At 67.7% G+C, this 12,698-nt stretch carries 11 protein-coding genes; 7 read left to right on the top strand and 4 right to left on the bottom strand.

From position 1 onward, the window contains the following. Positions 1-36 precede the first annotated feature (36 nt). The 6 genes from C8D78_RS06820 (at position 37) to C8D78_RS06795 (ending at position 6,384) form a co-directional block, all read left to right on the top strand. Entirely contained in the window at positions 37-762 is a 726-nt protein-coding gene (locus C8D78_RS06820; RefSeq protein ID WP_120951373.1) for an ABC transporter ATP-binding protein, read from the top strand. Beyond that, positions 752-1,708 (top strand): ABC transporter permease, encoded by a 957-nt coding sequence (locus C8D78_RS06815; RefSeq protein ID WP_120951371.1) that lies wholly within the window; start codon positions 752-754, stop codon positions 1,706-1,708. Before C8D78_RS06820 ends, C8D78_RS06815 begins: the two co-directional genes overlap by 11 nt. Positions 1,709-1,897: 189 nt before the next feature. Next, positions 1,898-2,194 carry a putative quinol monooxygenase gene (locus C8D78_RS06810; RefSeq protein WP_120951369.1) on the top strand — a complete coding sequence of 99 codons (297 nt, stop codon included), beginning with the start codon at positions 1,898-1,900 and terminating at the stop codon, positions 2,192-2,194. 144 nt (positions 2,195-2,338) lie between these two features. After that, on the top strand, positions 2,339-3,631 hold the full coding sequence (gene cobA / locus C8D78_RS06805) for a uroporphyrinogen-III C-methyltransferase (RefSeq protein ID WP_120951367.1): 1,293 nt from the start codon (positions 2,339-2,341) through the stop codon (positions 3,629-3,631). A gap of 89 nt (positions 3,632-3,720) precedes the next feature. Continuing rightward, complete coding sequence (locus C8D78_RS06800; protein WP_120951365.1) at positions 3,721-5,187, top strand: FAD-dependent oxidoreductase; 1,467 nt, start codon at positions 3,721-3,723, stop codon at positions 5,185-5,187. A 174-nt stretch (positions 5,188-5,361) separates the two neighbouring features. Then, positions 5,362-6,384 (top strand): DNA topoisomerase IB, encoded by a 1,023-nt coding sequence (locus C8D78_RS06795; RefSeq protein ID WP_120951363.1) that lies wholly within the window; start codon positions 5,362-5,364, stop codon positions 6,382-6,384. A gap of 19 nt (positions 6,385-6,403) precedes the next feature. On the opposite strand, the gene C8D78_RS06790 is transcribed toward C8D78_RS06795, so the two are convergent. Both C8D78_RS06790 and C8D78_RS06785 read right to left on the bottom strand, forming a co-directional pair. Further along, positions 6,404-6,985 (bottom strand): hypothetical protein, encoded by a 582-nt coding sequence (locus tag C8D78_RS06790; RefSeq protein ID WP_120951828.1) that lies wholly within the window; start codon positions 6,983-6,985, stop codon positions 6,404-6,406. A gap of 114 nt (positions 6,986-7,099) precedes the next feature. Further along, positions 7,100-7,918, bottom strand: a complete 819-nt coding sequence (locus C8D78_RS06785) for a DUF1206 domain-containing protein (protein ID WP_120951361.1) — start codon at positions 7,916-7,918, stop codon at positions 7,100-7,102. Between the two features lie 235 nt (positions 7,919-8,153). Here C8D78_RS06785 and C8D78_RS06780 point away from each other — a divergent pair, with 235 nt between their 5' ends. Continuing rightward, positions 8,154-8,690 (top strand): hypothetical protein, encoded by a 537-nt coding sequence (locus tag C8D78_RS06780; protein WP_120951359.1) that lies wholly within the window; start codon positions 8,154-8,156, stop codon positions 8,688-8,690. A gap of 90 nt (positions 8,691-8,780) precedes the next feature. Here C8D78_RS06780 and C8D78_RS06775 read toward each other — a convergent pair whose 3' ends face one another. Together C8D78_RS06775 and ppk2 are read right to left on the bottom strand one after the other, a co-directional pair. Then, a complete protein-coding gene (locus tag C8D78_RS06775) occupies positions 8,781-11,549 on the bottom strand; it encodes a cation-translocating P-type ATPase (protein ID WP_244208282.1) in 2,769 nt (922 codons plus the stop codon). Between the two features lie 29 nt (positions 11,550-11,578). Next, positions 11,579-12,409 carry a polyphosphate kinase 2 gene (ppk2, locus tag C8D78_RS06770; RefSeq protein ID WP_120951357.1) on the bottom strand — a complete coding sequence of 277 codons (831 nt, stop codon included), beginning with the start codon at positions 12,407-12,409 and terminating at the stop codon, positions 11,579-11,581. Positions 12,410-12,698 lie beyond the last annotated feature (289 nt).

The raw sequence follows: 12,698 nt of genomic DNA, 5'->3' as shown, positions 1-12,698 counted from the left end.
CCGCCAGATATCCGCCACAACAGTAAGGACCTGACCATGCCAGTCGTACTGGAAAACCTGGGCAAGCGCTTCGGCGACGGCGCCCCGGTGCTGGACGACGTCAACGCCACCATCGAGCAGGGCGAGTTCGTCGCCTTGCTCGGTGCGTCCGGCTGCGGCAAGTCCACGCTGCTGAACATCATGGCGGGACTGGAAGCCCCGACGTCGGGCGCCCTCGAGGTGCCCAGCGACGGCGCCGCCTTCATGTTCCAGGACTCGGCCCTGTTCCCGTGGCTGACGGCCCGGGAAAACATCGAGCTGGCCCTGAAACTGCGTGGCGTCGGGAAAGCCGACCGCCGGGTCCGGGCGGGAGAGCTGCTGGAGCTGGTCCACCTGGGCGGCGCGGGGGACAAGCGGCCGCACGAACTGTCCGGCGGGATGCGCCAGCGCGTGGCCCTGGCCCGTTCCCTGGCCCAGGACCGGCAGCTGCTGCTGATGGACGAGCCTTTCGCGGCGCTGGACGCCATCACACGCGACCTCCTCCACGATGAGCTCGAACGCATCTGGAAGGAAACCGGCCGGACCATCGTCTTCGTCACCCACAACGTCCGCGAGGCCGTCAGGCTCGGCCAGCGCGTGCTGCTCCTGTCCTCCCGGCCGGGCCGCGTGGTGCAGGAATGGCACGTCAGCGAGGAGCACCGCACCGACGCCGGCCTGGCCGGCCAGCTCACCGGCGAAATCACCGCCCGGCTACGCGAGGAGATCCGCCGCCATGCTCAGTAACCAACTCCCCGTGGCGGACGCCGAAGCCGCTGCGGAAGCTCCGGCCGAAACCCGCAAGGTCCACGCCGCCCTGACCCGTTCCTCGACCGGCAAGGAGGACCTGCGCGAGCTCGAGGCGGGCCTCGATTCACTGCAGTCCGACTCCATCCGCAAGTCCCGCATCGACTGGAGCCGGATCCTGCTGCCGCTGGCGGCGCTCGCGGTGCTGGTCATCCTCTGGCAGCTGTACGTGTCGCTGGGCTTCAAACGGCGGGACCTCGTACCCGGCCCCCTCGATGTCATCGGCCAGGTCGGAACCCTGTGGGGCGAGGGCAAGCTGCAGGAGGCCGTCTGGACCTCGCTGCAGCGCGGCGTCGTGGGCTTCCTGATCAGCGTGGTCGTCGCGACTCCGGTGGGCCTCCTGCTGGCGCAGGTGGCCCCGCTCAGACGCGCGTTCGGCCCGCTCATCTCCGGGCTGCAGGTCCTTCCGTCCGTGGCATGGGTGCCCGCGGCCATCCTCTGGTTCGGCCTCACGGACGCAACGGTCTATTTCGTGGTGTTCATGGGTGCCATCCCGTCGATCATCAACGGCCTGATCTCCGGCGTGGACCAGATTCCGCCGCAGTACCGCAGCGTCGGGAAGGTCCTTGGCGCGTCCCGGCTCCAGCTTGCCCTGCAGATCATCCTGCCGGCCGCGCTGCCCGGGTACCTGGGCGGCCTCAAACAGGGGTGGGCGTTCTCCTGGCGCTCGCTGATGGCCGCGGAAATCATCGCCGTCGGCGGCACGATCGGCTTCGGCCTGGGCTCCATGCTGAACCAGGGCCGCGACCTCTCGGACATGACCATCGCGATGTCCGCGATCCTGCTGATCCTTGCCGTTGGCATCCTGATCGAACTGCTCGTCTTCGCCCCGATCGAAAAGCGGCTCCTCCGCCGCCGGGGCCTGCTGGCCGGGAGCACTCGCTAAAGCACCCCTCCCAAGCACCCCCTCCAAAGCAACGCGGGGTCACTTACGGCCCATAAACTCCGGGTTTATGGGCCGTAAGTGACCCCGCGTTGCGTTTGTTGCTACGCCTTGTCCGGATCCCGGGACGGGCCTACACTCGCGGCTATAGGCCGGATTCCGGCCGATCCATCCGATTCTGAGGAGACAGCCGTGGCGCCAAAATTCGGAGTGCTTGCACTGGTCGAAGCCAAGCCGGGGAAGGAACAGGACGTTTGGGACTTCCTCAACGGCGGCCGCGACATCGTCCTGGCCGAGCCGGGCACGCGGACCTGGTACGCCTTTAGGGTCAACGACAACACCTTCGGCATCTTCGACACCTTCGATACCGAGGAGGACCGGCAGGCCCATCTGGGCGGTGCCATCCCCGCCGCCCTTGGCGAACACGGTCCCGCCATGCTCGCCAAGGACCCCGACATCAAACTCATCGAGCTCATTGCCGTGAAATAGGCCGTAGGGCTGCCGAGCCGACGGGTCCCCCGGCCCGCGGTGGCCCCTTCCGGCTGCCGGCGCTATGTGACGCGGCATTACCTTGCGTGAACTGGTGTTTCCCCACCGTTGTTCCGCTCTGTGACGCCGCCCTATCGTCGATGCATGGCAATTCAGGACATTTACCCCACGGCGCTGCGCCTCCTCGGCCGTCCCGTGCTGGTGGTAGGCGGGGGTCCCGTGGCCGCGCGGCGCGCCAAGGGACTGCTCGACGCCGGAGCCCTCGTCACGGTTGTGGCCCCGGCTGCCTGCCCGGCGCTCTCCCGCCTCGCCGACGCCGGCCTCCTGGCCTGGGAGCCGCGGCCCTACCGCCCGTCCGACGTCGGCGCCGTCTGGTTCGTCCAGACTGCCACGGGCGACGCCGCCGTCGACGCGCAGGTCTCGGCCGACGCCGAGGCGCAGCGCATCTGGTGCGTCAACGCCTCCGACCACGAAGCGTCCGCCGCCTGGACGCCAGCCGTCGCCGTGGTGGACGACGTCAAGATCGCCGTCAACGCCGGGGGAGACCCGCGCCGCGCCATGGCCCTGCGCGACGCCGTCGCCACGGCTCTGGAAACCGGAGACCTGCCGCTGCGCCGGCACCGTCTTTCGGGCACCGGCGCAACCACCGGAGCAGGTTCCGTTGCCCTCGTGGGCGGCGGACCGGGAGACAGCGGACTCATCACCGTCCGCGGCCGCCGGCTCCTGGGCCAGGCCGACGTCGTGGTGGCGGACCGCCTCGGCCCCCGCGAGCTCCTGGCCGAATTGGCCCCCGACGTCCGGGTGATCGAGGTCGGCAAGACCCCGGGCCACCACCCGGTGCCGCAGGCCGAGATCAATGCCATCCTCGTCGCTGAAGCCCGACAGGGCCACCGCGTGGTCCGGCTCAAGGGCGGTGACCCGTACGTCCTGGGCCGCGGCGGCGAGGAGGCCGAATTCTGCCGGCAGAACGACGTCGACGTCGAAGTGGTCCCCGGTGTCACCTCCGCGATCTCCGTCCCCGCCGCCGCAGGTATCCCCGTCACGCACCGCGGACTGGCCAAGGGCTTCAGCGTGGTCACCGGCCACGAGGAGCTCTCCGAGGTCCCGGCCCGCGCCGACCACACCGTGATCCTGCTCATGGGCGTGGGTCAGCTGCGCGAATCCGCGGCCTCCCTGGCGCACGCCGGTTTGCCAGCAGGCACGCCGGTTGGCATCGTAGAGAATGGATACCTGCCGGACCAGCGGGTGACCATCGGGACGCTCGGGACCATCGCGGACCAGGCCGAGGCCGCAGGTGTTGCGAACCCGGCCGTGATCGTGATCGGCGACGTCGTCCGGGTCAGCCCGTTCGCGCCCGCGCATTTCAAGGTCGCGGACTACAGCACCACCACCCCGAACGCCCCGCGCACCACCAAGACCCGCGTACTGACCCCCTAACACCCGTCGATTGCTCCACAACTGCCGTTATCAAGCCTCAAGAGGGCGGTCATGGAGCAACGGATGCAGAAGAACAAAGGAACACAGCCGTGTCAACGAACACCCCTGTAGGAACCGCCGCCCGCCCGCTGCGCGTCGCCGTCGTCGGTTCCGGCCCCGCCGGCGTCTACGCCGCGGACATCCTGACCAAGAGCGAGGCCGTCAAGAGCGGTGAACTCACCGTCAGCATCGACCTCTTCGACCGCTACCCGGCACCCTACGGCCTGATCCGCTACGGCGTGGCCCCCGACCACCCCCGCATCAAGGGCATCGTCAACGCCCTGCACAAGGTCCTGGACCGCGGCGACATCCGCTTCTTCGGCAACGTGGACTACGGCACGGACCTGTCCATCGACGATCTCCGCACGCATTACGACGCCGTCATCTTTGCCACCGGCGCCATCAAGGACGCGGACCTGAACATCCCCGGCATCGAGCTCGAGGGCTCGTACGGCGGCGCGGACTTCGTCTCCTGGTACGACGGGCACCCCGATGTGTCCCGCGACTGGCCGCTGGAGGCCAAGGAAATCGCGGTCATCGGCAACGGCAACGTGGCCCTGGACGTGGCCCGCATGCTCTCCAAGCACGCCGACGACCTCCTCGTCTCGGAAATCCCGGACAACGTCTACGCCGGGCTGAAGTCCTCGCCCGTCACAGACGTCCACGTGTTCGGCCGCCGCGGCCCGGCCCAGGTGAAGTTCACGCCGCTGGAGCTGCGCGAACTGTCCCACTCCAAGGACGTCGACATCATCCTCTATGCCGAGGACTTCGAGTTCGACGCCGAGTCCGACCGGCAGATCCAGAGCAACAACCAGACCAAGACCATGGTGGGCACGCTCACCAACTGGATTGCCGAACAGCCGGAAGACCTTTCCGAGCTCAAGGCTTCCCGCCGCCTGCACCTGCACTTCCTGCACAGCCCGGTCGAGATCTACGACGGCGCCGAGGCTCCCGGACGCGTCGCCGGGATCAAGTTCGAGCGCACCGAACTGGATGGCACCGGCAACGCCCGCGGCACCGGCGAGTTTGTCGACTACCCGGTCCAGGCCGTGTACCGCGCCATCGGCTACTTCGGCTCGGCGCTGCCCGAGGTAGAGTTCGACCACAGCAAGGGTGTTGTGCCGAACGACGGCGGCCGCGTTCTGGACGCCGCCGGCACCCACGTGCCGGGAATCTACGCGACCGGCTGGATCAAGCGCGGACCGGTGGGTCTGATCGGCCACACCAAGGGCGACGCCCTGGAAACCGTGACCTACCTCCTCGAGGACCGCGAAAACCTGCCGCTGGCCGCGGCGCCCGCCCCGGAGGCGATCGTCGAACTCCTGGCCGGCCGCGGCATCCAGTACACGAGCTGGGAAGGCTGGCTGGCGCTCGACGCCCACGAACGTGGCCTCGGCGAGACGGCGACGGCTGCCGGCGCCTCGCACGGCGTCGAGGTCGCCCGTGAGCGCATCAAGGTGGTCCCGCGCGAGGAGATGGTGGAGATCTCCCGCGGCGGAGTGGCCGCGGAGGTCTAGCCCCCGCCCACAGCACAACCCGCACAGCACAGCCCAACGCGGGGTCACTTCGCGCCCATCCCGGACGGGAACATGGGCGCGAAGTGACCCCGCGTTGTTTGCTGACGTGGCAAGACGGGCGGTAGTCAGTAGGCTTACCGTTATGGATGAGCACGTTTCGCGCAGGGGGCCCCAGTGAGGCTCCGTCACAGCAACGCGTCCGGCCGCGGGTACCGCCGGGTCCCCGCCGGGACCGGCTTTAGCTACCGGGACCTCGACGGGGCCACGCTGCCGCCCGGTCCGGTGCGCGAGCGGCTGGAGCGCATCGGTATTCCGCCGGCCTGGTCGGATGTCTGGATAGCCCCGTACGAGAACGGGCATATCCAGGCGACGGGGCTGGATGCAGTCGGCCGCCGGCAGTACATCTACCATCCGGGATGGCGGGAGAAGAAGGACCGGCTCAAGTTCGACCGGGCCCTGCAGTTGGCCGAAACGCTCCCCACGGCGCGCCGCCGCGTGACCATGGACCTGCGCTCCGAGGGGCTCACCCGGGAGCGGGTGCTGGCGGCCGCGTTCCGGATGCTGGACAGCGGCTCGCTCAGGGTGGGCTCCGAGCGCTACACCAACGAGAACGGCAGTCACGGCCTGGCCACGCTGTTGTGCGCCCACGTCAGGGTGCGCAAGGACGAGCTCCGGCTCAGTTTCCCCGCCAAGAGCGGCAAAACCTGGGAGTCACGGATCGACGACGCCGACCTCGTCGCCGTCGTGCGCCAGCTCAAGCGACGCGGCGGAAACGGCCGCCTGCTGGCCTACAAGGAGGGCAGGCACTGGCATCCGGTGTCCAGCGCGGACATCAACGAGTACGTCAAAGAGCGCACGGGGGAGGACTTCACTGCCAAGGACTTCCGCACCCTTCGGGGAACGGTGGCGGCCGCCGTCAGCCTGGCCCGGAGCGGGCCGCAGGCCAAGGTGGCCGGCCGCAAACGTGCCGTGAGCCGGGCCATGGTCGATGCGTCCGCGGTGCTGGGCAATACGCCGTCGATCGCCCGCAAGAGCTACGTGGACCCCCGGCTGCTTGACCATTTCGCAGCCGCGGAGACCATTGACCCCAAGCGGCTGGATTCCGCCGAATCCGAGGTCCGGGCCCTGCTCTACCAGGAAGGTGACGTGGTCCCGCTGCCGGCCAAGGCCCTGCCAGCGAAGAACCGTCCGGCCTAGGCCGCTGCGGAGCTGGCTTTCAGAACTGCGCGTTGATGAACCCGATCATGATCGCCGTCCACCAGCACAGCTGCGAAATCAGCAGGCACGACATCATGTGCGCCCTCTGGCCGACGGTGAGGTCCGTGAACGAGGAATCGGACGGCAGCCGGGCCAGCCGCCGCATGAGCGGGATGAGCAGGATCCCGTTGAGGCTGAGCACGAGGACGGCGGCGAGCTTGACGTCGGTCATAGGGTTGGTCAGGTGCGGGTTCAGGAACACGCCGGTGGCCAGCATGCCGGCCAGGCCGCCCCAGATCAGCGGCGTGGCCGCCCCGTCGAGCCGGATGATTTCGCTCAGTTCGCGTCTGCCGATGAGCCACAGGAAGCCGTGCCAGTCCACCAGGATGATGGCGCCGAAGGCCACCACGAGGAAGAGCACGTGCAGCACAACGGCGATGTTGTAGGCAAAGGTGTCGACGTGCACTGCCGTGGACATCGTGACCGACAGCAGCCAGGCTACGGCGGCCGCTGCGCACAGGACGGCGACGAGGCGCCTTGTGGACCGCTCGGACTCACGGTGCCGTCTGATCGTGCGCCTGCTGACCGGAACGTAACTCATGGCATACCTCTGCGAGACCTGCCGCCGGCGGCCGTCCCAGCTGGGCCCGAGGGGTAGCACCACGATAGTCCCGCTGGCGGCCTCCAACAAGGAACCCGCTACCTCGACGTTGAGTTACATCCGTCCGAAGCGGGCGCGCACCAGCGCGAATCCGCCGTAGGCGATAAATCCCGCCCCGATCGCCAGGAGCAGGTAAGGGCCGAAGGGATGGTCCCGGAGCGCCTTGAGGCTGCCGTCCAAGCCGGTGGACGAGTCGGGATCATTGGTTGCCGCGGCGACCACGAACAACAGCCCCGTCAGGATCAGCGCCAGCCCTTTCGCCACGTGGCCCGCGACTCCGAGGGCGCTGATCAGCTTGCCGCGACGGGTCCCCTCGAACCGGTGCAGTTCCTCTTTGAACTTCTTTCCGAGGCCTTTGACGATGAAGTACACGCCGATCCCCATGATGGTCAGGCCGAGACCGATCAGGACCGGTGTGCCGAAGGGGCTGCGGATGACCGTGGCACTGAAGTCCCGGGTCGAATCGCCTGAGTCGCCGGGCTGGCCAAGAGCGAAGCCGACGAAGCTCAGCCCGACGCTGCCATAGGCAATCGCGAGGAAGCCCGAGGAGACGAGTTTGCCCAGCCGCTCACCCCGCGGCAGGTGGCGGGCCCGCAGGGTCGCTTCGCTCAGCTGCCAGAGCGCAAGCCCCGCGCACCCGACGCAGGCCGCCCACATCACGGCCGGACCCCAGGGGTTGGCATCGAGTTGTTCAATGGCGCCGGAGGGTTCGGCCTGCCCGGGGGCACCCAGGACCAGGGCGACGGCGATCGCCCCGATGATCACATGCAGCAGCGCCATCACGGCGAATCCGGAACGCGCGACGACGTCGAGTACGGGGCTGTCCGACGCTGCCTCGGCGGCGTCGGCGGCGTCGCCTAAAAGGGCTTCCATTCCGGACTCTTCATGTGTCATGACGGTGCTGCTGAACCATATCTGCTCCGGTGAATCGGCGTCCTGCCCCCGCGCCGATTCTACCCCGGGGCAAAACGGCAGCCGGGACTATCAAGCTGGTGCTAAGTATGCTTACCATAGCCGGGACAGGACCGCGCTCGCGGACCTCCGGCACGTGGCAGTCCCGCTGCCGCCGCGATTTTCGGATTCGAAGACAGACGATAGGAAGCTCAACATGGCAGGAAATCTTGTTGCCCGATCCATTCACGACCTGACGGCAGCCGCCTGGTTCGGCGGTTCGCTGATGGGCGCCATTGGGCTCAACGGCGCCGTGGCGGAAGCCAAGGACCCGGCGGAACGGACCCGGTTGTCGAGCCTGGGGTGGAAGAAGTGGGCGCCGTACCAGGCCGCGGCGTTCGGTGCGCATTTCCTTTCGGGACTCGCCATCATCCGGGAGAACCAGGGCCGGATGGCCAAGCAGGACGGCGTCGCGCGCCTGAGCGTCTACAAGTCCGTGGTCACCCTCGCCGGCGCGGCCGTGACCCTGTACGCGGGCCTGCAGGGAGCCAAGGTCGAGAAACTGGCCGCCGAAGGAGCCAAGGGCGCCACGGAGCCCAAGCCCGGCGCCTCGGAGGAGCTCCGGGCCGCGCAGCAGCAGCTGAAGGTCCTGCAGTGGGCCATTCCCGTGTTCGCGGGCTGGGTAATTGTTCTCGGCGCCAAGCACGGCGAAATGCAGCGCCCCAAGAACGTCCTGAAGGGCCTCGTTCACTAGGACCGGCCCGGCGGGAGTCTCAAACCGCCGGGAGCCTCAAACTGCCGGGGCCGGAACGCGACGTTCCGGCCCCGGCGGCTGCCGACGCGGTCACGCAGGAACGGGCGGCACCAGGGCTTTGGCCTGATCCTTCGGGTGCCTGGCCCGGAGGATCAGCTTGAACAGTTCGCCAAGGAGCAGCAGCAGCACGGCCGGCACGAGGCAGTTCACCCACTGCGCACCGGTGAGCGGGACGGTGCCGAACAGGTCCTGGAGCACCCGGATCTGGGTGATCAGCATCGAGCCCACGACGGCCCAGGCGAAGGCCCAGAGCAGCTTCGGGTTGGACACCGTGGAGGGTCCGAAAGCGCTCTCCTCGGGGAAACGCAGGTTCAGTGCGACGGTGATGTTCATCAGCCCCAGGCCGACAATTGCCATGCTCTGGCCAATCTCGAGCGAGCCGTACGTGGTCTTGCCGATCTGCACGAGCACCAGGGTCGCGGCCGCCATGAACAGCCCGACGACGAACAGCCGGATCATCATCGACCGGACGATGATCTGTTCATTGAATGGCCGCGGCTTGCGGTCCATGATGCCCGGCGTTGCCAGGTCCAGGCCCATGACCGCGCCGATCGGGGCGACAATCGCCATATGGATCCACAACACCTGCGCCGGACTGAGCAGCGCTGTTCCGGCGATCGCGAACGCTGAGGACCCGATGAAGGCCAGAATGAACATGAACAGGTTGGCGACCTGGATCCGGATGAACTTCTGCAGGTTGTCATAGACCAGCCGGCCCTGCTCGACCGCCGTCACGATGGTGGCGAAGTTGTCGTCGGCCAGAATCATCTTGGCGGCCCCCTTGGCGACGTCGGTGCCGGTGATGCCCATCGCGATCCCGATGTCTGCCGCGGCGATGGCGGGGGCATCGTTGACGCCGTCACCGGTCATCGCGACAACGTGGCCCTTGCGCTTGAGCACCTGCACCAGCCGGACCTTGTGCTCGGGCGCCACGCGGGCGATCACGCCGATCCCGTCCACCTGGCTGTCGGCCTCGGAGTCGGACATCGCGGCGAACTCGGCGCCGGTGACCGCCCGTCCCCGGATGCCAAGCTCGTCGGCGATCGCCGCCGCGGTGACGGCATGGTCGCCGGTGATCATCCGGACCCGGATGCCGGCGTGTTTCGCCTTGGCAATAGCGGCCACCGCCTCGGCACGCGGCGGGTCCACCTCGCCGATCAGCGCCGAAATCTCCAGGTCCTGCATCAGCGCCATGAGGTCGCCCGAGGGCTGGAACGTCGCGGGGTCAAACTCGCGCTGCGCCAGGGCGAGCACCCGCCTGCCTTGGCTGGCGATGCGATCGTTGGCGTCCAGCACTTTCCCCCGCATTTCCTCGGTCAGGGGCTCGGCGCGGCCGCCTGGCATCCGCGCCGACGAGGACCGCTCGAGGACGACGTCGGGCGCTCCCTTGACGTAAGCCCGGATCACGGGCCTGCCGTCGGCGCCCGGCATCCGGTGGAAGGTGGCCATGAACTTGTAGTCGGAGTCAAAGGGGACGGAGGCCACCCGCGGATGGTTCCGGCGGAACTCCGTGACGTCCACGCCGCCCTTCTGCGCGAGCACGTACAGCGCGGCCTCGGTGGGGTCCCCGATGACGTCGCCGTCCTGGATGTCCGAGTCGTTGCACAGGGCGCAGGGGAACATCACGTAGTCCAAGTCGCGTTCGGCGTCGCCGGTGGTCCGTTTGACCTGGCCCTCGAAGCTGTATCCCTCCCCGCTCACGGTGTAGTGGTGCTGCACCGTCACGATTTCCCGTACCGTCATCTGGTTCAGGGTCAGGGTGCCGGTCTTGTCGGAGTTGATGGCGGACGTGGAGCCCAGCGTCTCAACCGCAGGCAGGACCTTCATGATTGCGTTCTTCTTGGCCATGTTGACCGAGCCGACGGACAGGATGGTCGTGACGACGGCCGGCAGCGCATCCGGGATGGAGCCAACCGCGAGCGCCACCCCGATCCCGAAGAGCACCGCGAAGGAGTCGCCCTGGGCCAGGCCCATCACGACGATCGCGACGAAGGCGAAGAGGGCCGCGATGATAATGAAGATGGTGAGCCGGTCGACCTGCTTCGTGAGCGGGGTCTTCTCCACTTTTTGCGCGGACAGCATGTTGGCGATATGGCCGACCTCGGACCCCATGCCCGTGGTGGTAACGAGGATCTCGCCGTGGCCCCGGGTCACGTTCGTGTTCATGAACGCCATGTTCACGCGGTCTCCGATGCCGACGTCGTGCCGGCTGATAGCTGCGGTGTCCTTCTCGACCGCAACGCTCTCGCCGGTGAGGGCGCCCTCCTCGATCTGGAGCGTCGCGGCCAGGATCACCCTGCCGTCGGCCGGGACGCGGTCGCCGGCGTCGACCATCACGATGTCGCCGGGCACGATTTGTTCGGCGGGGAGCTCGGCCATGACGCCGTCGCGGCGCACCTTGGCCATCGCCTTCATCATCTGCCCCAGGGAGGCGGCGGCTTCTTCGGCCTTGCCCTCCTGGTGATATCCCAGCCACGCGTTGAACAGCGTCAGCAGGGCAAGTCCGATCGCGGTCCCGTATTCCGCGATCAGCAGGCTGACCAGGGCCGCGACCACGAGCACGATCTGCATGTAGTCCCGGTAGTGCTTGAAAAACCGTTTCCAGACCGGCTCCTGCTTCGCGGCTGCCAGGGCGTTGGGGCCGTACTCCTGCAGCCGCTGCTGCGCCTCGCCCGTGCTCAAGCCGCGGGTCGGGTCCACCCTCAGCTCGGCCGCCACCTCGGCCGGGGCAAGCGCGTACCACGTCGCGTCCGCGTCGGTCGCGGCCAAGCCAGCCGCTGCGCCGGGATTGTCGCTCATGACTTTCTCCTCATCGCCGGGGGCGGTGTTCAGAACGGGGTCGGGATATGCCGCACGGCCAGGGTCGGCTCGCGGTAGTTGCCGGACTTCTGGCGCTTCGGCAGCTCGACGTCGAGCCCCGGGAACGGCTCGTAGGGAATCTGGCTGAGAAGATGGCTGATGATATTGAGCCGGCCACGCTTCTTGACGTCATTGTGCGCGACGTACCACGGTGCCCAGGCGGTGTCGGTCGCCTCGAACATGGCGTCCCTGGCCCGCGAGTAGTCGTACCACCGGCTGTAGGATTTCAGATCCATCGGCGACAACTTCCAGGTCTTGCGGGGATCATCCTTGCGGCTCTCGAGCCGCCGGGTCTGCTCGTCCGCGCTGACCTCGAGCCAGTACTTGAGCAGAATCATGCCGGAGTCCACCATCGCCTTCTCGACCATGGGGGTCATGTCGAGGAACCGCTGGGTCTGTTCCGGGGTGCAGAAGCCCATCACACGCTCGACGCCGGCGCGGTTGTACCAGCTGCGGTCAAAGATGACCACCTCGCCGGCCGACGGAAAATGCGCCATGTAGCGCTGGAGATACATCTGGGACTTCTCGCGCTCGGTCGGGGTGGGGAGGGCCACCACCCTGAACACCCGGGGGCTCACCCGCTCCACAATGCGCTTGATGGTGCCGCCCTTGCCTGCCGTATCGCGGCCCTCGAACACGATGCAGATCCTGGCGCCGGAGGACTTCACCCATTCCTGCAGGGCGACCAGCTCACCTTGCAGGACGGCCATCTCCGCTTCATATTCCTTGCGGCGCATCTTCTTCCCGGCCTGCTCGTCCTGACCGTCGGCGCTCTTGTTCTTTTTCTTCTTGCCCACCATCGACCTCCTCGCGGCGTACCTGCTGGGGCAGATCACAGCACTGCGACAACCGACGAGACTGTCATTCGATGAGACCGGCACATTCGTCCGGGGGACTGGGGCGGAAGTGCAGAAACCCAGATCGCGGGCACCCTCGTACAGCGTCCTACCAGTCTTAGTGTTGACCGGGGCCGGAATCCGGTCTACGGCACTAAGACCCTAATGAGGTGCCTGCTCAACGCGATGCCAGGGCGCTCCCGGAGCGGCGGCCCGCGGTGTCCGGAACAGCACGAGGACCCCCGGACGGAAC

The organism is Arthrobacter oryzae, from assembly GCF_003634095.1.
GTDB classification, from domain to species: domain Bacteria; phylum Actinomycetota; class Actinomycetes; order Actinomycetales; family Micrococcaceae; genus Arthrobacter; species Arthrobacter oryzae.
The sequence above is the reverse complement of the archived record's forward strand: the minus strand, read 5'-3'. Positions and strand labels throughout refer to the sequence as shown.

Bases quoted from the DNA above. Each gene is read 5' to 3' on its own strand.
- ppk2 (WP_120951357.1), bottom strand. From the start codon at position 12,409: ATGGTGGGCAAGAAGAAAAAGAACAAGAGCGCCGACGGTCAGGACGAG.
- C8D78_RS06820 (WP_120951373.1), top strand. From the start codon at position 37: ATGCCAGTCGTACTGGAAAACCTGGGCAAGCGCTTCGGCGACGGCGCC.
- cobA (WP_120951367.1), top strand. From the start codon at position 2,339: ATGGCAATTCAGGACATTTACCCCACGGCGCTGCGCCTCCTCGGCCGT.
- C8D78_RS06780 (WP_120951359.1), top strand. From the start codon at position 8,154: ATGGCAGGAAATCTTGTTGCCCGATCCATTCACGACCTGACGGCAGCC.
- C8D78_RS06790 (WP_120951828.1), bottom strand. From the start codon at position 6,985: ATGAGTTACGTTCCGGTCAGCAGGCGCACGATCAGACGGCACCGTGAG.
- C8D78_RS06815 (WP_120951371.1), top strand. From the start codon at position 752: ATGCTCAGTAACCAACTCCCCGTGGCGGACGCCGAAGCCGCTGCGGAA.
- C8D78_RS06785 (WP_120951361.1), bottom strand. From the start codon at position 7,918: ATGGAAGCCCTTTTAGGCGACGCCGCCGACGCCGCCGAGGCAGCGTCG.
- C8D78_RS06775 (WP_244208282.1), bottom strand. From the start codon at position 11,549: ATGAGCGACAATCCCGGCGCAGCGGCTGGCTTGGCCGCGACCGACGCG.